Source organism: Aliivibrio sp. 1S175 (assembly GCF_001690985.1).
Lineage (GTDB): Bacteria > Pseudomonadota > Gammaproteobacteria > Enterobacterales > Vibrionaceae > Aliivibrio.
This window is the reverse complement of the sequence record NZ_MAJS01000006.1, coordinates 256,017-280,747: the sequence shown is the minus strand read 5'-3', so window position 1 is coordinate 280,747 and position 24,731 is coordinate 256,017. Positions and strand designations below refer to the sequence as shown.

The following is a 24,731-nucleotide window of genomic DNA, read 5'->3' as shown; positions in this document are numbered from 1 at the left end:
TAGATGAAATCATTTTTTAACTCATTGTTAAACACCTTAAAGAAAACATGGTGTTGGAGTCTAATTTTTACTTTATTCATTGCTTTATTGCTTTGTTTATTTGGTAAACATATTGCTATCGCTAATACTCCATTAATTGAAACCACTACAGGTAAGGTTCTTACCGTTTTTATCTGCTTAGTATTATGGGGAGCCTTAAATCTCACTCTTTGGTGGCTGGCCAAACGTGAAGCACAGAAAGAAGAAAATAAAGAAGCATATGAAGCGGCTCAGTCAGAATTAGCTTACATACAAGAACATACATCAAAATTAAAAGAAAAATTAGACGCTGCGATTGCCACAATAAAACGGGCTGGGCTCTATGGCAAACTCAGTAATAACGTAAAATATCAACTGCCTTGGTACATGGTTATCGGCCCTAAAAATAGTGGTAAAACGACCCTGTTAGAATGCTCAGGATTAGACTTCCCTCTAAACCAAACAGATGGACATTACACAAGAGACATTCAAAATAGCCAACATTGTGAGTGGTATTTTGCCAACCATGCAGTATTACTTGATGCTGCAGGTCGATTTTTTGATCAACATGAAAATGAATTAGATAAACCAATTTGGGGGCGCTTCTTAAAAGCTTTACACAATAAGCGTCGTCGCCGTCCACTCAACGGGGTTATTTTAACCATTGACATTACCACTCTACAATCACCTGACGAAAACAGTATTGAAGTACAAGCTCGTTATGTAAGAGAGCGATTACAAGAAATAAGGCATGATCTAAATTCTGATATGCCAATTTATTTTTTATTAACCAAAATGGACAAAGTAGAGGGATTTGAACCTTTCTTTTCCTCCCTCTCTCGCGAAGAAATGGACCAGGTCTTTGGTGTCACATTTAATGAAGGTGAAGGACAACAAGCAGAAAAAATAAAACAAGAGTTCGAAAAGCTCATCCTGCGCATAGATTCACAAGTTATGTCTAAGTTACATGATGAGCGTGATGTAATGAAACGTGCCGAATTATTGCAATTTCCAAGACAACTTAGCTTCCTTGCTGAGCGTCTCGCTTTATTTTCTGAATTAGCGTTTACTAAAACGCGTTATCATCAAGCTTCTCATTTACGTGGTTTATACTTAACCTCCGTACCCGCACCCACAGACGCAAAAATGGATTCTACGACGTCAAATATAGGTCAAAATCTTGGGATAAGTTCACGAGTACTACCCACTTATCAACATCAACGTGGATTCTTTATTCGTAAACTATTAAATGACGTTATCTTTCCAAATAGCGAATTAGCAACACTAAACGATAATTATGAGAAAAAAGTAAAACTTAAAAACCTCTCAATTTATGCGGGGTCATTTGTCTTAGTGATTGGTTTAGGGTCATTATGGGCAACAAGCTTTTTAAACAACCATAACAAGCAACAACACCTACTTGAATTAGCTAATGACTATAACCAACACATTGTGCACCTTTCTCCCTTAGCTCCATCAATAGAACTATTACCTACCCTTGATGCATTACTAAAAGCAACACAAGTGTACCCAGAAACAGAAGATGCTTTCCCTGAAAATATCGCAGGGTTACAACAAGGTGAACAGCTAAGAGAAACTGCAAATAAGGCTTATCAGCAACAATTGATTGAATTGTTACTACCTAAAGTAACGAGTGAGCTTGAATACCAAGTGACCAACAATCAAGACAATCGAGAGTTTCTCACCCCCTCATTACGTGCATATTTAATGCTAAACATCCATGAGCACTTAGATGATAATTACTTAAAACAGTGGATGGGATTACACTGGTCCTATTTGTACAGTGGTTCAGCTACTGAACAAAATGCCTTACAAGTTCACTTTTCAAACCTAATGGATATTGGTTTTGAACCCGTTTCTTTAAACGACAATTTAGTGGCGAAATCACGTAAATATCTCAGAGAGGCAGCGACATCATCTTTGGTTTACCAGCAACTAAAACAAGATGCAAAAGAGATGAATTTAAGAGATATTAAAATAAGTGACCATCTTGGACCTAATCAAAATATCTTTAATCATACCAATACTCTAATCCCTGGTTTATACACACAAGAAGGCTACCAACGTGTTTTTCTAAATAAAGGGCTTGATCAAGTTAAACAATTAATTGATGAAAATTGGGTAATAGGATTATCTAGTGATTTAAGTACAAATGAGATAAGAGCATTGTATGCTGAAGTCGAAGACCTTTATTTTCATGATTATATTCGCTATTGGAAAGACGCGGTTGACCAACTGCAAATCAAACCAGTGAAGAATATAGATGAAGCTATTCTTCAAATCGCTAATATGACGGGTTCTAGCCAGCCTGTTTTGAAATTATTAAATTTAATTAGAGAAAACACTACGTTTATAGATCAGGCTCAAGTTGCATCGAATGCTGCCAAAACAGCGAAGAAACTACCTATTAATAGTAAACTTAAAAAAGTAGCATCTCTAGGTTTACATAGTGTAGAGGAACGATCACAAAGTGCACGAAAAGCGGTAAGCAACCAATTTGAACCATTAAACTTACTACTGACAGATAAATCCCAAGCGACAATTCCTCTTGAAGACGCATTAGTTGTTATCAATGAGCTTAGTGGCCGCTTATCAATCGTTAAATTCTCTCCTAATCCTGATCAAGCCGCTTTTAAGATTGCACGCGACCGTATGCAAGGGATACCAAACGAATTAAACGACATTCGAGTAATGGCAGAAACACTCCCTCAACCATTACAGCAATGGTGGAAGCAAATCTCAAATAACGCTTGGGGTATCACTCTAAGTCACTCACGTGATTACATCCAAATGGTCTACAACGATAAAGTGGTTAATCACTACGATGTCGCCCTATCTGGACGCTATCCATTCAAAAACAGTAATCATGATGTGAATATTGCTGATTTTGATGAATTTTTCCAAAATGGAGGGATTCTTGATTCTTTCTTTGATGTTTATTTAACCTCTTTTGTTAATAAGCAAAAAGGGAAATTTCAACAAAAAACATTACATGGTCACTCGCTTGGGTTGTCTAAATCGTTTTTAAATCAATATCACTATGGGTTAACCATACAAAAAATGTTTTATGGTTCTAAAGGTAAAGAGGCCAACGTTTCTTTCCGTATCGCTCCTTTTGAATTAGACGCTAGCGCACTCCAATCTACATTCTATTACGGGAAAAATAAGTTTGCGTATCGTCACGGGCCTATTCAGAAAAAAAGGTTTACTTGGCCTATTCAGAATCAACGTCAATATGTCAGTTTTGTTCTTCAAGATTTAAGTGGAACAAAAGTTGTTAATCAACAAAACTCAGGTCCTTGGGCGTTTTTTAGAGTATTAGATAAATTCAGTGTAAATAAATACCGAGGCAATGATGTCATTAAACTTGATTTAGAAAATAAAGGCATGAAAGCAAAATACTTAATTTACAGCGATCGTACTCCAAATCCGTTTAATCGTAAGATATTAACTAACTTCTATCTGCCAAAAAGGATTAATGGATGAGTCAGCAATTTCAAACTGCCCATTTTTCCGAAGAAGGTAAAGTAAGAGACAAAAATGAAGATGCTATTTTGTCTTTTACTGAACAAGGGCTTTGGATCGTTGCTGATGGCATGGGAGGATATGAATATGGTGAAATCGCCAGTAATATGATCACCGATGCTTTTCAATCTGAACGTCTATACGGCACAATAGAACAAAAGATTGAAAAAGCAAAACGAATGTTATGCAAAGTAAATCATCATTTAAGCCAAGAAAAAACGCTTTCACACAGTGCGGTTATTGGTAGTACTGTGTGTATGCTTATTGCTCATAATGGACATATTGCTTGCATCTGGGCTGGAGATTCACGTTGCTATCTATTTAGGCATAATAAGCTTTATCAAATATCAAAAGATCATACTCTCGAACAAAATGGTAGAGAAGCATTAACGCAAGCTATCGGGATGGGAAATGATTTAGCCATTGAACATTGTATCGTCCCCTTACAGCACCAAGATACATTTCTACTTTCTAGTGATGGTGTACATAAATACCTAGGTACGGCGATGATAGAAGCTTGCATGGCCTTACCTAGTGCATTAAAGGGATGCTACCACTTAAAAGAGCAAGTGTTACTCACTGAAGCAAATGATAATTTATCTGCAATTATGATTAAGGCACATCGATGACTGAACTTAATATCGACCAATTTATTTCGGATGATTCTGAGTTAGAGCAAGAGGGCTCTCTTACTAAAAAAAGGACAATAAAGCCAATCCCTAAAGTCATTAATGGTCGATATAAAATCAAACGCGTTCTTGGTGTTGGAGGTATGGGGATCGTTTATCAAGTAGATGACTTATTACTTAAGAGCATTGGTCTTGATCACTACGAATTCGCTATAAAAGTATTGAATAGTGAATCAGCAGAATATCATGATGCCGATTTACTATTAGTAAATGAGTACTTACAAGCCAGTCAACTGCAACATCCAAATATTGTTCCAATACAACACTTATCTTTATGTGAAGAGTCACAACGTGGGTTTCTTGTCATGCCCATGGTAAAAGGAGAATTACTGTCTTTATTACTTGATTCTCCTTTCGAGGATATTCCTGATGACGCACGATTAAAATACGCTTTTATTTTAATCAACTGTTTGATTCATTGCCATAAACGAGGGGTTATACATGGCGATTTAAAACCAGGGAATATACTTATTTCAGACAATAACGATTTGCATCTTTTTGATTTTAGTATTAGTAGAAACATTAACCCCGACAATAATAATTTTGCCATTAACTTCAACCAAGTCCATGCGTGGACTGGTGATTATGCAGCACCGGAGGTACTTCAAGGTAATGCTCCAACCGTAAAAAGCGATCTTTATTCGCTTTCTATCTTACTTTACAAGCTTTTACTTAAAACCCATCCTTATCAACAAAAAGAAGCGACTCTAGAAGCAAGGACAAAAGAACAAAAGAAACTACATCAATTACTTCTTCAGGCTATGAAGCCAGTACCTGCAGAACGAAATCTTAATTTCAAAGCTCTAATATCCGTATTCAAGGAAATAAAGATCGAACAAGCAATAGAAAGCAAAAAGCCATTATTACAAAAAATGACGTCTGTATTTTATCGAAAATAAAATCAATGTTTACGACATTTATTCTATGCAATTTCCCCCATCTCTTCAGAAGAAAAACAAGAAATTTTATTTCTACCTAATGTTTTAGATTCATATAGAGCAAGATCTGCACGCTTGTAACTTGATTCACTGCTAGTGCAAATATCAGTAAATCCACCACTAATGGTAATTTTCACACCATCATATAAATGCACTGCCACTCTAAAACGATTCAAAATAACATCCGCTTCTTTTAACGTAGTGTTAGGTAAGATAATAGCGAACTCTTCTCCTCCTATACGAGCAACAAAATCAAACTCTCTACTTTCCGAATTTAAAATATGCCCCACTTGTGTGATCACTTTATCGCCGACATCATGACCATACTTATCATTCACTCGTTTGAAGTAATCAATATCGACAATAGCTAAGCAAGATGTACTTACTTCTTCATTTAGTTGCTCTTGATTAACAATTGCTGAAAATTCACTTTCAAATTTACGACGATTCCAACACTGAGTCAGAGCGTCTTTTTCACTTAAGTCTCTGAGCCTGTTTTCCAGTTCTTTACGTGCGGTAATATCAACGAAAGATGCAATGAAATATTCCATTTTACCATCGTAGTTACAAATCGCTTGAATACGTAAAATCTCAGTTAATAACGTACCATCTTTTCTTTTATTCGTAATTTCGCCTTCCCACAAACCTTTCGATTGAATCGTTTTCCACATTAACGAATAGAAGCTTTTTTTATGTAATCCAGATTGAAACATTGAGGGTAAACGGCCTAATACCTCGTTTTCTTCCCACCCACTTAGTCGAGTGAACTCTTCATTTACTTTTATTATGCGGTTGTTGCTGTCTGTAATAACAATAGCTGACATTCCATTAAGGGCAGCTAAGGCTAACTGACTTTCAAGGCTCGTTGTTCTGTGTTTTGCAATATACCGGGCAATTAGCACGGATATAAAAATGATAACTATCATTGCCATAATCGATTCGTAGATAATAAACGTCAATTTATGGTCTAAATTAGCTACTTTTAAAGAATTAGGACGACTTAATATTAAAGAAAAAGAACGACTAGCAGATACACCCTCAAACGTAATGTCTGAAAATGTATAAAAGTTTTTCTCATCTGAAAATATACTTGAATCATTAGACTTTATCTTTTTCCATAATTCTGGATTTTCAAGTGAAATATTATATTTTTCACGTTCAGAAATAAGGTGCCCTAAGGTTTTATTCATATTGTTGGACGCTAAGTAATAACCATCTTGATTAACAACTTCAACGTTACCTTTTCCCTCTAAAGAACTTTCAAGTTGAGTAATAATTTCATAAATACTCACATTAAAGAATAAATACCCTTCACGTAATCCACCCACTTCAACTGGAGTATAAATCCGCAATGATGGACTAGTAGGTATAACAACTTGACCTTGTTCAACGTCTAAATCAATATCAAAAAAAACAAGGTCATCAGCCTGCATTTTTTGGACAGAGGCAAAGTAATCTCTCAGGGATTTATCTTGAGATCGGTGATCGGTGCTAATTCTAATTTGATTATCATCATCATCCATACGAAATATTTCTTTGCCATCAATATCAATAAATCGAATTTGAGAAATATAAGCATAATTCGTAACGGTTAGTAACCACAGTGACTCTAATAGCGCTCGGTTTTTTTCAGAAGGATCTTGAATAAATCGTAATAACATTCTGTTATCAGATAATAATCTTAACGATGTACCTAACTCAGAAGCAATTGAATAAATTTCTTTTTTACTAAAATTTAGCTGGTGTTTGGCGACATTCTGCCTTTGGAATACTATTGTATTTAATTCAGTTTGATATAAGCTCCAAAAATAAAATATCGGAGTTATACCGATCAAAAAGATAGTAACAATAAAGTATTTTATTTGTTTATAGATCATACAACCATTCAGAATTCCAATTTTTACTTTTGTATGGTATCAAATTAATATGTATTAATAAGTGACCTCAGTCTAATAGTTAGTGTAAATACACGAATTATCGGTAACAACTCATTGAAAATATTAATATAAAAACCAAATGCATATATTTAACAATACCTAAATCAACAGAAAATAGAATTGCCTTTTATATTACTGGAACTACAAATCGTAATGTAAACTGATTACACTATAAATTCATCATGCGCTTCATCTATAGTGACAACACTATAATAAATGTATTTCACATCAATCATTAAAGCTAAATGTTTTATTACTTTTTTCTTTAAAAAAACATCAAAACACTGACGTTTAGAATAACGATAACCTGCACCTACGTCTACTAAGGTATTTTTAGTGTCTATAAGATTCGTTCCAAAACAACTCATCAGTAAAACTTGCTCACGATAGGTGGCCATTTTGTCATATTCATAATTGCATTTACAAAAACAAAAAAGGCCTCTGACATATCGTATTTTAAGTCATAAGCGGTCTTATTTTATTCGCTCCATCATCACTTTCATTCCTTTTGTATAATACATGGAGAATAGTGCAGCATGGTGCCAAAATTGTTCTTCGTACTTTAAAGTAATAACTGAATTAACCGACATTGCTCCTTCATTCGTTTGCGTATAAAAAACCAGCTAGCGTAAGAGCAGATAATAAAGATACAACAACGGATTGTTTGAGTATGCGTTTCCTTAAAAATAGTAAAGAAGCCACATTTATAATTAATTATGACCCCTGTTATAGAACAGTCATGCCAACACATTACATTTAAGACACATAAAAATCACAACACTTACTAAAAATGAACCAAGATGCTTATTTATTGATCGCTTGGTGTGTTTTTTATTATTTTCACTTGCAATCTAAATGAGCATGTTCAATAATCCATCTCGTTCTCAGGAACAACAGAATCTATGGAGGCCCTGGTCCTCCCGCAACACTAATTCGTGAACTCGGTCAGATCCGGAAGGAAGCAGCCGCAGCGAGTGACGTGTGTGCCGGGATGTGGCTGGGGCTTCCACCTATTTGATGCTTGCAAAATTACTCTGCATAAATTGCAAAGAAGTCTACAAATTTGCAAAATAAGCCTGCATAAACTACCTTTAGTTGTAAGTTTACAACATAGAGGTGAATATCATGTACGTTCGTACACTAAAACAATCTCAAGTAAAAAACATTAGCAAATTTATGAGCCTGAAGAATGATTCGATCATTCGTACAGAATCTATGCTTGAATTTGATATGTGCTTTCATCTTGAATATTCTCCTGATGTTGTTAGCTTTGAATCTCAACCTCAAGGCTTTCATTACGAATATCAAGGAAAACGCCTCCCCTATACTCCAGATTTTCTCATTACACATTCATCTGGACAACAACAACTACTTGAAGTCAAACCTCTTTCTAAAACCCAACGTCCCGATTTTCAATCAAAATTCATCCAAAAACAACAAGCAGCCCAGAAGTTAAATCTTTCATTAATCCTTATTACCGAAAAGCAAATTAGAACAGGTCATTTACTCAATAATTTTAAGCTTCTACATAGATACTCTGGACTACATAGTATTTCTGTTACTCAAAAAGCAATTATTCACCTCATTCAGAAAGTAAATAAAATTCAAATTAATCAAATTGCAAACAGCTTAAACATTAGTAACGGAGAAGCATTAACAGGTGTTTTAAGTTGGCTGTCAAAAGGGGCACTTCAAACTGATTACTCAAATGGAGTGATTAATGGCAACTCGTATGTGTGGTTATAACTATGAGTTTTCCATTTAACGATGAATTTCAAGAGATTATCGAGGTTTCTGGCGAGCAAAATAAAATCATTCATAATGAAGAAACAAACTCCCTTCTATTATCCCTTGATTCATATAGTCATAACATAAAAATGGAAGTACTACGCCGTATTTCCTTTATTAAGTGGATCAAGCCACGTTTAAAAGGTGGTTGGACACAAAAAAACTTAAATCCTCTTCTTGATGATGCAGCTACACAATTAAAAATGATAGCCCCTAACTGGCGAACTCTTGCTGAGTGGCATAAAAATTACCATTCAAGCGGGAATGATATCTCCTCTTTAATCCCAAAGCACTCAAGTAAAGGTAATATTCAACAGCATACTGATAGCGATTTTTTGATAATGAAAGCAATTAACGAAAAATACTTAACACTAACCCGATGCTCTATCAGTCAAACTTTTAAGTACTATTGTGATTTAGTAATAATAGAAAACCGTTCCTTGCCTGAAAAGAAAATCAAATCTGTCAGTCAACGTACTTTTTACAACCGAATCAATGCACTACCTAAATATGATGTGACTTTAAAACAGTATGGTAAACGATATGCTGATATTAATTACCGAACCGTAGATAGAATGGTAAATGTAACAAGACCTTTAGAGCGAGTAGAAATAGATCACACACCTCTTGATTTAATCTTACTGGATGACAACTTAGAGATACCATTAGGTCGTCCATACCTAACAATTTTAATCGACAGTTATAGCAAATGCATTGTCGGCTATAACCTTAGTTTCAGGCCTCCTAGCTTTGAATCTATTCGTCACGCTTTTTGCAATGCCTGCCTTGATAAATCATCTATTACACAACAATACCCTCACCTTCAACAGGATTGGCCTATTTCTGGAAAAATTGAAAATCTTGTTGTAGATAATGGTGCTGAGTTCTGGAGTAACAGTTTAGAAGATAGCCTACGCCCCTTCGCTACCAACATTTTATTTAATAAAGTTGGTAAGCCATGGATGAAACCTCTTGTTGAAAAATTTTTTGATGTATTAAATAAAGGCTTGGTGCATTCACTTCCCGGAACAACTCGCTCAAGAATAGAACAACTAAAGGGATATAACCCTAAAAAAGATGCCGCGATTACATTCAGTCTATTTTTAGAACTATTTCATACGTGGATTATCGATATCTATCATATGTCTTCCGATACAAGAGAGACTGCTGTTCCTTACTTTAAATGGCAAGAAGGAGTAACAGCCTTACCCCCTCTCACCTATACAGATGAAGAAGCCCAACAATTACGAATTGAACTTGGGATATTAAATACTCGAACTGTACGTATTGGGGGTATTTTCCTTTATGGATTACGTTATGAATCAGAAGAGCTAAATGAATACAGAAAAATTTGGGGTGCGATTGATAAGAATAACCTAACGCTGAAAACAAAAACCGATCCTTCTGATATATCAAATATTTTTGTCTATTTAACTAATGAATCTCGCTATATTAAAGTTCCTTGCATAACAGATATTAGCTATACATCAGGCCTTACGTTATTTCAGCATCAAACAGCTCAAAAATTACAAAGAACTAAAACAAGATTACAAATAGAACATGAAAAACTCGCTGATTCACGTATATATGTTGAAAATAGAATTGCGGAAGAAGTAGAAAAAATCAAATCTAGTAAAAAACGTACTACGAAAACTACTCATGCATCAAAGATAGCTCGGCACCAAGATATTGGTAGTCATACTCAAAAATCGATTCAAATACCTAATGAGCAAAGCGATACCAAAAATGAACATGATGTTTTGAATGGGTGGGATGAACAATTTGATGATTTAGAGGGATTTTGATGCACACTTTATCTTCAACTCAAAAAGAGCAACTCATCAGCTTTAATCAATGCTTTATTGAGTATCCAATAATTACTCATATCTACTCTATTTTTGATGATTTACGAATGAATCAAGGTTTAGGTGCAGAACCGCAATGTATGCTCTTACTTGGTGATACTGGCTCAGGAAAATCAGCACTCATTAATAACTACCTGTTACAACAACCGCCATCAAATTTTTCCGCACTCAGTTCATTACCCGTTTTACATACACGTATCCCACGTAGAGTGAATAACGAACAAACCATGTATCAATTGTTAACTGACTTAGGACAATCACCTTCAGGTTCGAGAAGAGCAAAGCGATCTGAGATCGCTCTCGCTGAAGGAGTAGTTCGAGCTTTACAGCGTAAAAAAACAGAACTCATTATTATTAATGAATTTCAAGAACTCATCGAATTTTCAAGTGCTAAAGAACGTCAGAATGTCGCTAACACGCTTAAATACATTAGTGAAGAAGCTAGAGTATCAATTGTGTTAGTTGGTATGCCCTATGCAGATATTATTTCTGAAGAACCTCAATGGGGATCTCGCTTAGCATGGAAAACACAAATAGAATATTTTTCATTAAAAAATGACATGAAAACATATGTTCAATTCCTAAAAGGCCTAGCAAATCGAATGGGATATGATGAGGTGCCATCACTACACAATAAGGAGTTTGCTATTCCACTGTTTTCAATTTGTAGGGGTGAGCTAAGGCAACTTAAGAACTTCTGCTCTGATGCGATGCTAGAAAGCTTTAAGCAAAACAAAAACACATTAACTCATGATGTTTTAAGTGCCACTTTCAAATACAAATACCCAACGAAGAAAAATCCATTTGAAATGAATGTAGCTGACATTCCAATTCAAGAGGTAGAGTCTTATTCAAAGTATAATCTAAACGCAATGACTGATGATGAACGCCTTACTGCAACTAAGTTTCTCGATGCTATGTCTTTATCTTCACTATTGAGTAAGAGTTAACATCAGATAAAAGATATTAGTGCTAGCTCATTTTGGGACAGAAACGAGTTTCGACTTCAATCTCAGTAGTAAAGTTTAAACTAGATTTATTCATGGAACTATCCAAGGTAATCACTGTAGTGGTTAAATAGATTAACCACTACAGTGAATATAGCTATCGGGCAGATAAGCCTAATTCACTAATGTCCCTATAGCGACTTAGAAAGTAAATAGTTAAGACAACTTAACTATTTTTTCGATTCAATAACTTAATCACTGGTGCTGTGTCTATGTGTTTTGGTATGTATGGTTCATCGTCTCTTTGTATAGCCATGCAATCCAAATCATTTTCGCCAATTTCCCAAGCCCAACGAACCGATAGATTGTTAATAACAATACCCAATTTGCCACTATGCGCATCCGATCGTTCGTTATTTCTTAACATTGCATCGCAACCAAAATAACAGCGACCATTTTTCTCATACTCAAGTAAGAAACGTTCTAAGTTTTCACTGCTATTTGGTGTCATAGTATTAATGCGACTTATCATTGTCATCAATTTATTATTATTAACATCATTTATATTTTCAGAAACAATCATCCTGTAGTGAGCAGCATCATTGACAGAGATGCCTTTAACTATAACTACCCTTAATCTATTGTTTCTGTTATTTATGCCAACTTCATCGAGTAAATCAGAAAAGACTGCTGAACCTTCATTAGTGTTATCAAAGAGCAAATACAAACCAGGTATGTCATCAGGAAAGTTACTGAATCCAACACCAGCCCATTTAGCTTTACTCCACAATCTCGGTTTGATCAGCCCTTGGATTGACATATCTTGATGATGAATATTTTCAGGGTTAGTAAGAGATTCAGGTGGAGACCCAACACCTTTATTTAAATTAGTTGGCAAATTAACTAATTCCGGCTTAGGGTAATCCTTATCCCACGCTTCAGTGCGAAGCATAGGGTAGTTTGTTGAACCCGGCTTGTGAGCAAAGAGATCTTTTACCTTTGTATCTAAACCTTTCCCTAAAACATTATTTGAAGCATTAAAACAAGCACCGAAAGATATCGACCTATCTAGCGCTCCATCTTCAAAGATCATTCGTTCAATGGATTTTGTATTATGGATCATGAACATTTCAGGTAATAATTCAAAAATCAATTGCTTAAACCAAGCCTGCACGATGGCTTGCCCTTCAAGATCAAAAGCTTCTTCATCAAATCCAGAACAAGTTACTTCTAGGTGAAGTTTGCCTGAGCTGTCATCTAATTCATGGTGTATTTCCAGCTCATCTTCATCATCAGCAATTACTTCAATTGAAAGATAAGCTTCTTTTAGATGTAATTTGTCAACTGCACACGTTGCAAATGCACCTTCTAGTAATGATAAAATACCTTCAGAAAATTCAATAAAAGGTGCTCTATTCGGAGAATCAATATTAATGCAACAGCCCAACAATTGAGAGAAATGTTTAGCTCGCCTCTCTAAATTTATATTTAATTTCCTAGGAGTAGTTCCGAAATTAAAGTCACGCATTTTTATTAAGTATTCGAATAAATGGTCATCAACAGGTGTTTTATATTCCTGCTCGAACTCGTCTAAATACCCTAATGCGACCAATAAATTTCCAGAGGAGTTATATAAACCAAGTCCATCAAGTACACTAGGGAGGTTTTCTAGACGTTTAATAAAATCAAAACTGCTGTTAAGTATTAATTGTCCAATAAAAGCCTCTATACTAATAACATCATTTTCACTGATAATGTCTTCATTCAAACCTGACTGAATAAGCAATGTGAGTTCATACCATTTTAGCGCATGTCCAAGCCTACCTAACTTAAGTTCAATCCAGCATAGTTGGTGATAAGTTTGTACTTGGCAAGCATTTAGTTCATCTCGCTTCCAAAATTTATCAGTAAGTAAAGAAGCAGCTAACAGCATACAGGCTCTAGAAGCCCAAAGTAACCCAACATTCCCATAAGCTGTTGAAATCACCCTTAACGCTAAAATCACTTGATCTGTTGACTCTTCTTTGTACAGAAGAGTTAACGACTTTCCTACCAACTTGATAGCTTGATAAGGTTTCCTGCTATCTAACCTTTTAATACCGCGTTTTAATTGAAGCATTGCGCTTTTAACTTCACCATCTCGCAAACAAGACTGTTCAGTAAGGTAATCTAATAAGTTTTCATACGATTCAACGTCACCAAAAACATCATCTACCCCATTAACTAAGTTGAATATTTTATCGAAAGGAAAGCCGATTAATCGTTCACTTTGTTTGAGTATCGCCAAAAGTTCTTCAAATGCAGGTGCAGACTCCTCAATGGATTTAATCTTATTTAATTCAAAAATAACTAATTGAGTTTTAGCAAAAAGAGCATTACTTGGAGTAGTTTCATTGTCGGCGATCGTATGTAATTGCTTTAATGTATTTTGCTCAATCACTTCAATATCAATAGTTGGAGTTATTTTATTCAATCTGACATAACTGCGGTGAACGGTTATTAGTGTTACAACACTTTCCCATTTACTCGCACTAGAAGATGATTGTGCGCAGTTATATACCTCAGATAGATTTTCTTCGAATATTTCAAAATCTTCTAGCCAAAAATGAGCCTTCCATGCGTATTGATAATAGGCATCTAGTAATTGTTGTTTGGTTCCAAATTTCTTTGCTATTTTTATTGCGCGATCAAACATGCCTTGAGTTTCAAATATAGGCTTATCTAATTCGGCACTCAGTATTGCAACATCTAAAAAGTAATCGACTTGCTCCGTTGTGATCTTGGCGGAGTTAACATTTGTATTTATATTTTCTGTTATTTCATCCAGTTCTTTTTGTTTTTGATAGTCATTGTTACCGACGCAGCGCTCTCTTTTAAATTGCACTGGCATAGATAGAGTTTCAATCGCCAAATATTCTAATTTATTCTTATAAATTTGATCTAAAATCCAACTTATATCAAGAATACGAACATCCATGCCAGTGTCTGTTTTTAAGCTATCTTCCAGCTCAGAGCGTTGGTTAGATTTTGCATATTGATTAGTTATACAAAATGCTTGAGTATATCCACGGTTTGTTTGCTGTATTTTTATAACATCTTGTCGACATTTTACCTTCCAGTCGACTCTGGTGCTTACTGCAAATGCCCAGCGTTCTTTATGTGAGGAATCATTAATACCTTCAAACCACAAAAGTTGATTTTGCTCGGATACCGGAAATGTTTGAGTATCAGTTTTACCATCACCACCAGCGACAGGGCCAGTTTGTTCGAGTAAGTTAGGGCAGATCACTTTTTCGCAAAGCCTTTTAGCGAAATCTTCGAATTGAAGTTCTTGGTTACGAGTATTTAGTTTAGCAAGAAAATGCTCTAAGACTGGCCGCTCTAAAATACCGATTTCTGTCACTACTGAATCTGAAAATTTTTCAGGGCGACGACGTTGCAAAAATTCTTTAGGGGAAAATTTAGATTTTTGTTCTTCTGTCATTACTCATTTCCATTAATTTTCAATTAATAACTAATTGAATGTCGTAGTTTTCAAATTATGACATAACCGCCAACCATTATTTGTGATTAAATCAACAACTTAAAAGTTACAGTTTGCATCAGATGAATATGAAAGGCATGTCTTGCTTTTTAATGAAGAGTAGCGCTTTGTAGATTACTAGGTAGCAAAACGCCTTAACTCATTTTTCTCTCCAAGATTCACAAAGATGTGTGGGAATATTATTGTACGAGGATTAAACTAAATATCAGTATCTTACTGTAAAGTACAGAAAGAAAATATGAACAGGGTAACTTATACGAAACAATCAGTTAAACCATAGAAAAAGAGGTTTTTGAAAGTTAATTTTGTAGTAAACAATAATCATCAATTATAATTGATAGTCACCTTATCCATTCTAATTTCTGGGATAATTATCGGCCTTAAGTGTTAACTAACGCACAATGGGGAAGAAATGAATTATAGTAATTCCACGTAGCCAATTTAAACAATATTAGCTACTCCCAAACAACCTTCAGCGTAATTTCAGGCTCATCACATAAATACCACGCCACAAATTCTGCAAAAAGTTGAACCTCTCCATTATCTAGCAAATCTAAGGGAATTTCTGTCCGTACCCCTGATGTATCTATCTTATCTTCAATAAACTCTGCAATTTCATCTAAAGAATCCAAGTTCAATGCTATTTCTTTAACAACATCTAGATCTAACACGGGAATATATTGAACAATGGTTTGTGAACTCGTTAGCCAAAAAGCGATATCCCAACCATTAAGTATTTTGGGAAATTGAGGCATTGCTATTTCCAATGCAGAATAAACACTTCCTGCATTATTTAGTTGGAAATCAGGATAAAAATATTCGTCATCAATTCTAATCGCCAGAACCTTTTTTTCTTTTCTAAGTCGATAAATAGACAAGCTTCTCTTCTTACCTTTAATTCTTAATTTATCAGCAAACTCAGATAAAGAAAGTAATGTATGATTCTTTATAAACTCTGCTTTTTGCTCTAAAAAACGTCGTTCTAACACACTTTGTGTACTTTCAAACTCATCATTCATATCATTTACCTTTAAATTGTGTCTCTAATATTGAATCAGGAGTGTGAACATGAAGTTCCCATAGTCTCCATTCTGAACCGTGTTCGTTCAAACATATTCAACTTCAATTAAGCTAATGAAATTTATCACATAGCATACAATATTTATTTTGATTTCAGTCACATATTGATTGCGAGGCTACTAATGTGACTGGCTATAAAAAAGGTAATAGAGCCAAGTCTTGAGTTTTTTATATCACGACTAGTTGATTATCTGTAACGTACTTAAATACGTAACAAGCTTAGAACATAGCTAAGCTAATTTCGCCTTACCTACATGTAATACGCATTGAACTTTGATAAAACGCGGCTTTACTATCCGTAAACATTAACTTTAAAGATTCATTTTTCGCGATAAATACAGATTGAATCACCCCATCAAATCGAGTAGTTAAAACAGATCTTAATCTATAAGTAAAATCACAATTCAGTGGTGCTAACATATCGCAGTTATCAAACCATAAAAGAGTTGGTTTTGACGCAGACTGAATAGCCTCAAAGAACGCGGTATTTTCTGTACTCGTCAGTACATGCTCGATCGATTCATAACTAGAAAAGTCCAAATACAGTACATCTATTCCTTCCTTTTCAGCAAGGATGGTCGTTTTTTCAATAAAATCGACATCTAAAAGATCTTTATCTGCTGAGATGATACTTAAGTTTATAGACCAAGCCATTTCAATAAATCGTTCTGGTGTAAGCTTCATAAATTATTCCTATCGTTTAATTTGTAGATATCCAGCTAACTCATATGACTAAATACAGAAATGACTCTTTGTCTAAAGTCACCCTGTAAGGCAATATTTGGGGCATATGAAAAAACACTAGTATCTTGTGGGTAATCATCAAACATAATCTCTAGATGCTCATTAAGTGCTCTTTGCGTTGCTTTAAAGGCCTTATCTGGATTCTCAAATACCGTTGTCGGTAATAAATTAGCCTTTTGAGTCATCTCAATGTCTTTTTCTATCACTGAATAATCCGGTATATCTTCATCTATTCGCTCAGCAAATTCTGTTAATTTTGGTTCAGCGATTGTGAACAACCAAGCTTCTTGATTTTTTGATTGAGTCACTCGCAAAATACGGCCTAATACCTGTCTAAAGTACAGCTCTGTTTTTACAGTACTCAAATGACAACAAACCTGTAAACGAGGAATATCTGTTCCTTCAGAGATCATTCCAACACTAACAATCCATTGTGTATTACTACTCCTAAAGTTTGCGATTTCATTTAGTGGATTATCGTGTCTATAAGTAACAATGGTTGCTGTTTGTTTGAATTTGGTTTTTAGTATATTTAAAAGCTCAATAGCATGACTAACCGATGATGCAACGACTAACCCAGCCGCTTCTGGGTTATCTTTTCTAACCTCTGCTAATTTATGACAACTCAACTGCAATAAGTAATTCATCGTTTCTGGATGAGTAATCACTGACTCATAATTTATAGACGAATACTTTAATAATTCAGATACACTGCCAAATGTTTGTTTTCCCTTTTCACTCTTGGTTACTTGAAAATTATTATTATCAACAAGTACTAAATGTGGGTTACGACAAACGTTATCCCTCACGGCTTCCCCTAACCCATAGATATAATCACAATAAATTTGATTATCTGGGTCAGTATATTTAGCAAGAGTAATTGGAGTAAAATCACTGCGCCACGGCGTTCCCGTTAATGCCAGCGTATATTTTGCTTTCGATTGAATTTTAGTTAGAATTTTTTCACCCCATGCATTCGATTCTGATACATCAGATCCTGAGCAATGATGAATCTCATCAAAAACAACTAATACATTATGGTTTTCTAAGATCTGCCAAAATTCATCACTTAAATAAAGCATATTTTGGTAGGTATATGACCCTCCAACGGCTCCCATAGAACCATGAAATGACGCATTAAAACGATAAGAAAAAGTAGTACGCATTCCTTCAGCAACGATTAATGATGGTGAAAAGCACAGAATAAAATCAATCTCATTTGTCTGTTTTAATCGATAACCTATTTCAGCCGCTGCAACTGATTTACCTGCCCCAGGAGTAGCAAGTAATAGTATATGTTGTTGGTCATTTAAATATTTTTCAATACTTAAGTTCACCGCTTCTGCTTGCCACTTTCTTAGCATTAAACTTTACCCTCATCCAGCTGAATAATTTTAGTTAATGCATTTACTTTTCCGCATAACGTCGCTGATTGGTTTCGTAAATCTAAATAAAGAGCTTGTAAATGAGTCGATTCATCAGGAAAAGATGACATCACATGCTTAACTTCTTCAGTTTCACTTAATACCATTGTCAACTCTGCCTCGTACTGAGTTTTTTGCTTAATCACTGCTTTTAATAGCTCAGAAATAGGCTTCTCTTTACTCGGTGTAGGAGCAGTAGCCTTGGGTATCACTGAAGTTCGCTTAGCCCTCTCTTTAAATTCATAAGATTTCATTGTGACTTGCGAATTTAAAAGTAGCTCAGTCTGATAATAAGTTAGTTTTTTTCCATCTACTTTTTCAGATTTAGCCAATAGTTTTTTCTTTTCCAAAGCAAAAATCTGTCTATATGCAAAAGTTCCAGCAGCTTCTTTTGATTCAAATAAATCAGACACTTCTAACACGCTATCTCTCATGTCAGATACGGTAAAACCATCTAACTTATTTTCTATCAATATCTTAAAGACAACCTCATTTAATTTTACTTTGTTACTCACAACCAAAAAACCTTAACTAAAAACTTAGGATTGCTAAGTATACAAGAATAAGTAAAACTTAGACAATCTAAGTTATTAAAGGTTTTTATGATGATGAGTCTGTGGAAAGAGAAAATCCAATCCCAAAACGACTTAAAGAAGCTCGTAAGCATGCCAAGATCACCCAAAAAGAATTGGGTATTCGAATCGGTATGGAAGAGAGTTCTGCGAGTGGGCGTATGAATCACTACGAGAAAGGTCGTCACACACCTGATATTAGTGTGCTGCAACGTATGGCAAAAGAACTTGGTGTTCCACTGAGTTACTTTTTTTGTGAATCTGATTCGTTAGCTGAATTGAATCTACTAATAGGAAAAATGAGTGAGGAAGAACGAGTTAAGTTAATAGAATCACTAAAGCAATAAAATCAAAAAAGCACTGCTATTTAAAAATCAAAATAACAGTGCCTTTCCCATACCAACTCAAACGCCATTAAGTCTACATAGAATATAAATGCGCTATAGCCCTCACATTCTGAACAATTACCCTACCTCTTTTTTGACATTCAATAGAATCTAACCTAAAAATAAACTTAGGAATCCTCAGTTTTAGGGCGTAATTAAAAATGCTTAATCCAATAGAGCTTTATGAAGATGAATCGCTAGAGAGCTGTTTATTAAGAATCAGTCAGAATAATTACTATGATTCTTTTCAGGATTTTAGCGATGAAGTTTGGTTCCAAGTCAAAGAAGAAGATCGTGAGGTTCGTGGAACTTTCCCTGCAACCCTAAATACGATAAATCTCTATCACTCTCACACATCAAGTAACTTAAAGCTCAAAGTACTAATCAAAATTGAGCAGTGGCTTGAGATTAATAACTTCCCTTTATTAAAAAGCGCCTTAAGCAGATCAAGCAATACTTTCTTACGCCAACATTCTGCTGTTTTTAGAAATGGTGTTGATATACCAAGAATCCTGCTCAGAAAAAATGGTATTCCAGTATGCCCTGAGTGCCTAAAAGAGAACGAATACATACGTCAAGAATGGCACTTCATCACTCATGATGTATGCACCAAACATAAAACAGATCTATTACATTACTGCCCAGAGTGTAAAACCTCTATTAATTATCAAGAAAGTGAAAACATTACGGATTGTCAGTGTGGATTCAAATTCAGTGATCACTTAGCTCCGCAAGCAAATAGTAATGCTTTACTCATTGCACAATGGCTTAACAGCGAAAACACTAAGCTAGCTAATGTTTGGGGAGAGCACCAAGCAATATCATCTCGCTTTGGTGTCTTACTTTGGTATATCAATAGATATAATCTAACGGATGATTTTTCTACTTCATTTGTAAAATATTCATTAAATTGGCCTACTAATTTCTATTCCGAACTCGATGAGCAAATAGATAAAGCTAAAACAGTTCAGATTAAACCTTTTAATAAGATATTTTTTAATGAAATTTTCAATAGTCTTTTATTAGATTGCCGACACTTGCCTACTCGAGAATTTAAAACTAATTCCATATTGAGTCATATATATCAGTACTTTCTATCTCGCTATCAAATTCAACCTAACTCTGATGTCTTCTCAATCTTGCTAAGCCCCTTAGAGGCATCGAGCTTGCTTTCTTGCACTACCGATCAAATCTATCGTTTATATGAATTAGGTTTTCTTAAATTAGGCGTTAGGCCAAAACTGCATCAAAAAATAGCAAGTCACCAATCAGTTTTTACACTCTCAAGTATTATTCTAGTCAAACTTTCAAACATGCAATCCAGTCAAGATGAATTGCATCACTACCTTTCAGCGTGGTAACTAATGGAATTTACAGATATTCTCATCATTCAAGATGTAAAGGAACGCAACAGAGCTTTCAAGGTTGCATTTGCTCACTACTCTTCAGCTATTTGTATTGATGATCATGAAATCGAAGCGATTACATGCCTACTTAATTTGTGTACGCCAAAAACGGAGGATTACCTAGACAAAACTAGCGCATCTCTGTTTTTAAATAATCATGATAATATTCAAAAGTGTCTTGACGAACTTAAGTGGTTCCATAGTCACAATGTTAAGTATCCAGATTGCCGAGTTAAAGGGCGAAACATTATTTCTCTACCAATCGATTCAGTAAATAACACAATAAACAGTAATGTAGTCCCTTATCGATTAGGTTGGTCTCATGACAGTGGAAAGGTCAACTATACTCATTTTCTACTCTCTTGCTTTAAATGGAGAGGAAAACAAACAACTCTTAGTCAATTATTCGTAACCGACACGCTGTTTTGGTTAGATATCATAAAAAAAATACAATGTAACTGGACCAAGAAACAAGCTGAGCAATTTATTCATTCCATACAAAAAGAAATACCTGCAAAAACACTTCCAGAGAACATCAGTCCATATTCAAAACAGATCTTATTTCCATATAAAAATGACTATCTAACTTTAACTCCAGTAACTTCTAATTCAGTTCAAACATGGTTAGAACACCAATCTAGGAAACCTAATGATATTCGTTGGATTAAACGAGAAAGTAAGCACCCTGCTAGTGTAGGCGCTTTATCATCTTCTATCGGTGGTTACCATAGCTTAATATTTTCGCCACCAAGCACATCACAATCACCACACTCGTATCACGATAATATGACTAGCAAAACTGAATGTAGAGAAGCTTTTTGTGCTTCAGCTATCACTGAGAAAAGTACGACTGACGCATTACAAAGGCTCATCAGTTCTGAAGTAAGAATGAATGTGAAACATAGAAAACAAATCAGAAAATCAGGAGTTCATTTCATTAGACAAAAAATAGCTCTTTGGCTTACTCCTCTGATTCGATGGCGAGATCATATAGATAATAACCAGATACAAATCACTAATGACCATCCATCATTAGTTAACCTATTCTTGTCGTCTCCTATTGCTAATTTTCCCGACTTATTAACGCCATTGCATAATCACCTAAATCAAACTCTAGGAAAGAATAAATACACAAAACGCTTTGCTTATCACCCTGATTTAATGCCTATTTTCAAATCACAACTTTCATGGGTTCTGAATAAACTGGCACAAGATAAAAATATAAATCAGCAGCCAGCTCTTCCTAGGACCCAATTTATCCATCTTAAAAATTTAAGGCTATACAATGGCAATGCGTTAAGCTCCCCCTATGTTTGTGGACTACCTTCACTAACTGGTTTTTGGGGATTTATGCATGACTTCGAACGAAGATTAAAAACAAAGATTGAAGAGAACATTCATTTTGAAGCTTTCAGCCTATTTGTTCATCAATATGAATTACAATCATCTCCTCCGCTCTGTGAAGCTTCGGATGTTTATAAAAAAAGAGAACTATCACCTGCAAAACGTTTATTAACGCAACCTTCTTATTCTTGTGATATGCGTTTTGACCTCATTATCAAAGTTCACACTGAGGTTAATTTAAGCGATATTAGTCAACGTATGCTATCAGCAATGCCTGCTCGTTGTGTTGGTGGCACGTTACATCAACCTTCGTTACATGAAAGCTTAGAATGGCTTACAAGCTATGTATCTTCTGAACACTTATTTGAAGAGTTAGCTCGCCTTCCTAACTCAGGTCGTTGGATATACCCACCATCGGAAACATTTAACACTCCAGATGAATTTCTTTCTATATTGGAAAATAGCACACACCTTGCTATTTGTAATGGTTATTCATTTCTTGAAGATCCAACAAATAGAGAGAATGTGAGCCTTAATCAACACGTATTTTGTGAACCTTTAATTGGATTAGCAGAGCAAGTAATACCTATAGATATGAGACTTAACCGACAAAAACATTATTTTTCAAATGCTTTTTGGTCGATCAATAGTGATTTCAATTCTATTCTTATTCAAAAGCATGAGTAAGGATACGCTATGAAGCTATGTAATAATCTAAACTACACTCGATCATTGTCACCGGGAAAGGCTGTTTTTTATTATGAAAGTAAAGATGGTCAGATGAATCCTATTAAGTGTGAGCAAACTCATTTAAGAGCGCCTAAAGCTGGATTTTCAGAAGCCTTTAATAGCGATTACTCAACTAAAAACACTGCCCCACAAGATCTCTCCTTTAGTAACCCTCAATTTATTGAAGAGTGTTATGTTCCTGTTGGTATAGATGAAATCAAAATCCGATTTTCATTACGTATAGAAGCAAATTCATTACAACCAGATAAATGCTCTGATATTCAAATTAGAGAGATATTGCAAGCTTTTGCCACCAAATATAAAGAAAATGGCGGCTATCAAGAACTTGGTGAACGATACGCAAAAAACTTACTTTCTGGTACTTGGCTATGGCGAAATGAGCATAATCTAGGTACAAGTATTTTAATAAAAACAACAAGTAACCAAGAATTTAATATCGATGATGCCTTTAAGCTATCAAGAAAAGCCTCAGCTAAAGATAAAAAAACAATATCAAAGTTAGGAAGTGAAATCGCAATTGCACTATCTGAACCTGATCATTATTACTTTGCCGATATTACGGCAACGATCAATGTAGCCTTTTGCCAAGAAATTTATCCTAGCCAAGAGTTTTTAGATACTAAAGAAAAAGGTAAACCAAGCAAAGTGTATGCAAAAACGTCACTTCTAACTGGTGAGAAAACCGTTGCTTTACATGCACAAAAGATTGGAGCTGCAATTCAACTTATCGACGATTGGTGGGCTGATGATGCCGATATTCCCTTAAGAGTAAATGAGTTTGGTGCTGATCATCACAATATCATAGCCAGAAGGCATCCCTCACATCGCAATGACTTTTACACCTTAATTCAAAACGCTGATAACTACTGCGCGCAACTGGATGAAAATTCAGATATTACTGATGATATGCATTACGTTATGGCTGTATTAGTAAAAGGAGGACTGTTTCAAAAGAGTGCTTCTTCAAAAAAAGGAAAGTAGATGCTCACTCATTATTTTAGTATTACGTATGTGCCTGATGATTGTGATAATGAGTTATTGGCAGGACGTTGCATCGCTGAATTTCACAAGTTTATCTCTAGTCTAAGGCTGATAGAAAACAACTCTTTTGCCATTGGCTTCCCAAATTGGTCCGAACAAAGTGTTGGGAATGAATTTGCTATTTTTTCTAATAACTCTGAATTATTAAGTGCCATTAAGTACCAGCCCTATTTCAATTTAATGAAGAATGAGGAATTATTTTCTATTACAGATATCAAGCCTGTGCCAAATAATCTTCCTCAAATAAGATTCATCAGAAACCAATCTATTGGGAAAATATTTATAGGTTCAAAAAAACGTAGAATTCAGCGTTCAATCACAAGAAATAATAAAGAGCATACACCTATATCAAATGAAGACAGAGAGTTTGATACCTTTCACAAAGTGTCGTGCTCTAGTAAAAGTAAACAGCAACAATTTATTCTTCATATTCAAAAAGGCATCATCCCGAGGACTACAGACTCTAGCAATAGCTACAATAGTTATGGCTTAGCGACAAATAATAAACATTTAGGCACTGTTCCTGATTTATCAAAAATACCTTTTTATTACGAAGACAAATTATCAAATAAAGATCAGTAAGTTAAAAAGAAACCTTCAACATTGGTATTTTAAAGGAAACGTTTCAATATTTTGATTTTTAAGAATATCTACCCTATATTCCATTGTAACCTGCCGGATAGGCAGCCAAGAATATAACCCCAAATATCAG

At 35.0% G+C, this 24,731-nt stretch carries 18 protein-coding genes and 1 other RNA gene; 12 read left to right on the top strand and 7 right to left on the bottom strand.

Going from position 1 to position 24,731, the window contains the following annotated elements; genetic code table 11:
• Positions 1-3 precede the first annotated feature (3 nt).
• From tssM to A6E06_RS03240, 3 genes are read left to right on the top strand one after another with little or no spacing between them, the layout of a single operon-like run.
• Positions 4-3,525: a type VI secretion system membrane subunit TssM gene (gene tssM / locus A6E06_RS03250; RefSeq protein WP_065591607.1), complete on the top strand. Its 3,522-nt coding sequence runs from the start codon at positions 4-6 to the stop codon at positions 3,523-3,525.
• Positions 3,522-4,193, top strand: coding sequence for a PP2C family serine/threonine-protein phosphatase (locus A6E06_RS03245; RefSeq protein ID WP_065591606.1), 672 nt, complete (start codon positions 3,522-3,524; stop codon positions 4,191-4,193). Before tssM ends, A6E06_RS03245 begins: the two co-directional genes overlap by 4 nt.
• Positions 4,190-5,152 carry a protein kinase gene (locus tag A6E06_RS03240; RefSeq protein WP_065591605.1) on the top strand — a complete coding sequence of 321 codons (963 nt, stop codon included), beginning with the start codon at positions 4,190-4,192 and terminating at the stop codon, positions 5,150-5,152. The genes A6E06_RS03245 and A6E06_RS03240 overlap by 4 nt, the downstream gene beginning before the upstream one ends.
• A gap of 23 nt (positions 5,153-5,175) precedes the next feature.
• Here the strand turns inward: A6E06_RS03240 and A6E06_RS03235 are convergent, their stop codons facing one another.
• Positions 5,176-7,068, bottom strand: coding sequence for a diguanylate cyclase (locus A6E06_RS03235; protein WP_065591604.1), 1,893 nt, complete (start codon positions 7,066-7,068; stop codon positions 5,176-5,178).
• Between the two features lie 224 nt (positions 7,069-7,292).
• Complete coding sequence (locus A6E06_RS20075; protein WP_065591603.1) at positions 7,293-7,526, bottom strand: hypothetical protein; 234 nt, start codon at positions 7,524-7,526, stop codon at positions 7,293-7,295.
• A gap of 511 nt (positions 7,527-8,037) precedes the next feature.
• Between A6E06_RS20075 and ffs the strand changes: the two genes are divergently transcribed.
• The 4 genes from ffs to A6E06_RS03210 all read left to right on the top strand — a co-directional run bounded on the left by ffs (position 8,038) and on the right by A6E06_RS03210 (position 11,731).
• Positions 8,038-8,134, top strand: an RNA gene (gene ffs / locus A6E06_RS03225) — signal recognition particle sRNA small type.
• A gap of 119 nt (positions 8,135-8,253) precedes the next feature.
• Positions 8,254-8,874 carry a TnsA endonuclease N-terminal domain-containing protein gene (locus tag A6E06_RS03220; protein WP_065591602.1) on the top strand — a complete coding sequence of 207 codons (621 nt, stop codon included), beginning with the start codon at positions 8,254-8,256 and terminating at the stop codon, positions 8,872-8,874.
• A gap of 2 nt (positions 8,875-8,876) precedes the next feature.
• On the top strand, positions 8,877-10,721 hold the full coding sequence (locus tag A6E06_RS03215) for a Mu transposase C-terminal domain-containing protein (protein WP_065591601.1): 1,845 nt from the start codon (positions 8,877-8,879) through the stop codon (positions 10,719-10,721).
• Positions 10,721-11,731: a TniB family NTP-binding protein gene (locus A6E06_RS03210; RefSeq protein ID WP_065591600.1), complete on the top strand. Its 1,011-nt coding sequence runs from the start codon at positions 10,721-10,723 to the stop codon at positions 11,729-11,731. Before A6E06_RS03215 ends, A6E06_RS03210 begins: the two co-directional genes overlap by 1 nt.
• A 223-nt stretch (positions 11,732-11,954) precedes the next feature.
• Here the strand turns inward: A6E06_RS03210 and A6E06_RS03205 are convergent, their stop codons facing one another.
• The 5 genes from A6E06_RS03205 to A6E06_RS03185 form a co-directional block, all read right to left on the bottom strand.
• Positions 11,955-15,212 (bottom strand): hypothetical protein, encoded by a 3,258-nt coding sequence (locus tag A6E06_RS03205; RefSeq protein ID WP_065591599.1) that lies wholly within the window; start codon positions 15,210-15,212, stop codon positions 11,955-11,957.
• A 515-nt stretch (positions 15,213-15,727) separates the two neighbouring features.
• Positions 15,728-16,291, bottom strand: a complete 564-nt coding sequence (locus A6E06_RS03200; RefSeq protein ID WP_065591598.1) for a hypothetical protein — start codon at positions 16,289-16,291, stop codon at positions 15,728-15,730.
• A 307-nt stretch (positions 16,292-16,598) separates the two neighbouring features.
• Complete coding sequence (locus A6E06_RS03195) at positions 16,599-17,036, bottom strand: hypothetical protein (RefSeq protein WP_255312046.1); 438 nt, start codon at positions 17,034-17,036, stop codon at positions 16,599-16,601.
• 35 nt (positions 17,037-17,071) lie between these two features.
• Positions 17,072-18,460, bottom strand: a complete 1,389-nt coding sequence (locus A6E06_RS03190; protein ID WP_065591597.1) for a DEAD/DEAH box helicase — start codon at positions 18,458-18,460, stop codon at positions 17,072-17,074.
• Positions 18,460-19,035, bottom strand: a complete 576-nt coding sequence (locus A6E06_RS03185; protein WP_065591596.1) for a hypothetical protein — start codon at positions 19,033-19,035, stop codon at positions 18,460-18,462. Before A6E06_RS03185 ends, A6E06_RS03190 begins: the two co-directional genes overlap by 1 nt.
• A gap of 101 nt (positions 19,036-19,136) precedes the next feature.
• Here A6E06_RS03185 and A6E06_RS03180 point away from each other — a divergent pair, with 101 nt between their 5' ends.
• The 5 genes from A6E06_RS03180 to cas6f all read left to right on the top strand — a co-directional run bounded on the left by A6E06_RS03180 (position 19,137) and on the right by cas6f (position 24,601).
• Positions 19,137-19,439: a helix-turn-helix domain-containing protein gene (locus A6E06_RS03180; protein ID WP_017019121.1), complete on the top strand. Its 303-nt coding sequence runs from the start codon at positions 19,137-19,139 to the stop codon at positions 19,437-19,439.
• A gap of 200 nt (positions 19,440-19,639) precedes the next feature.
• The gene (locus A6E06_RS03175) at positions 19,640-20,839 is read left to right on the top strand and encodes a TniQ family protein (RefSeq protein ID WP_065591595.1); all 1,200 of its coding nucleotides are present in this window, start codon (positions 19,640-19,642) and stop codon (positions 20,837-20,839) included.
• 3 nt (positions 20,840-20,842) lie between these two features.
• Positions 20,843-22,915: a type I-F CRISPR-associated protein Csy2 gene (locus A6E06_RS03170; RefSeq protein ID WP_065591594.1), complete on the top strand. Its 2,073-nt coding sequence runs from the start codon at positions 20,843-20,845 to the stop codon at positions 22,913-22,915.
• Between the two features lie 9 nt (positions 22,916-22,924).
• Positions 22,925-23,959, top strand: a complete 1,035-nt coding sequence (gene csy3 / locus A6E06_RS03165) for a type I-F CRISPR-associated protein Csy3 (RefSeq protein ID WP_065591593.1) — start codon at positions 22,925-22,927, stop codon at positions 23,957-23,959.
• The gene (cas6f, locus tag A6E06_RS03160) at positions 23,960-24,601 is read left to right on the top strand and encodes a type I-F CRISPR-associated endoribonuclease Cas6/Csy4 (protein WP_065591592.1); all 642 of its coding nucleotides are present in this window, start codon (positions 23,960-23,962) and stop codon (positions 24,599-24,601) included.
• Positions 24,602-24,731 lie beyond the last annotated feature (130 nt).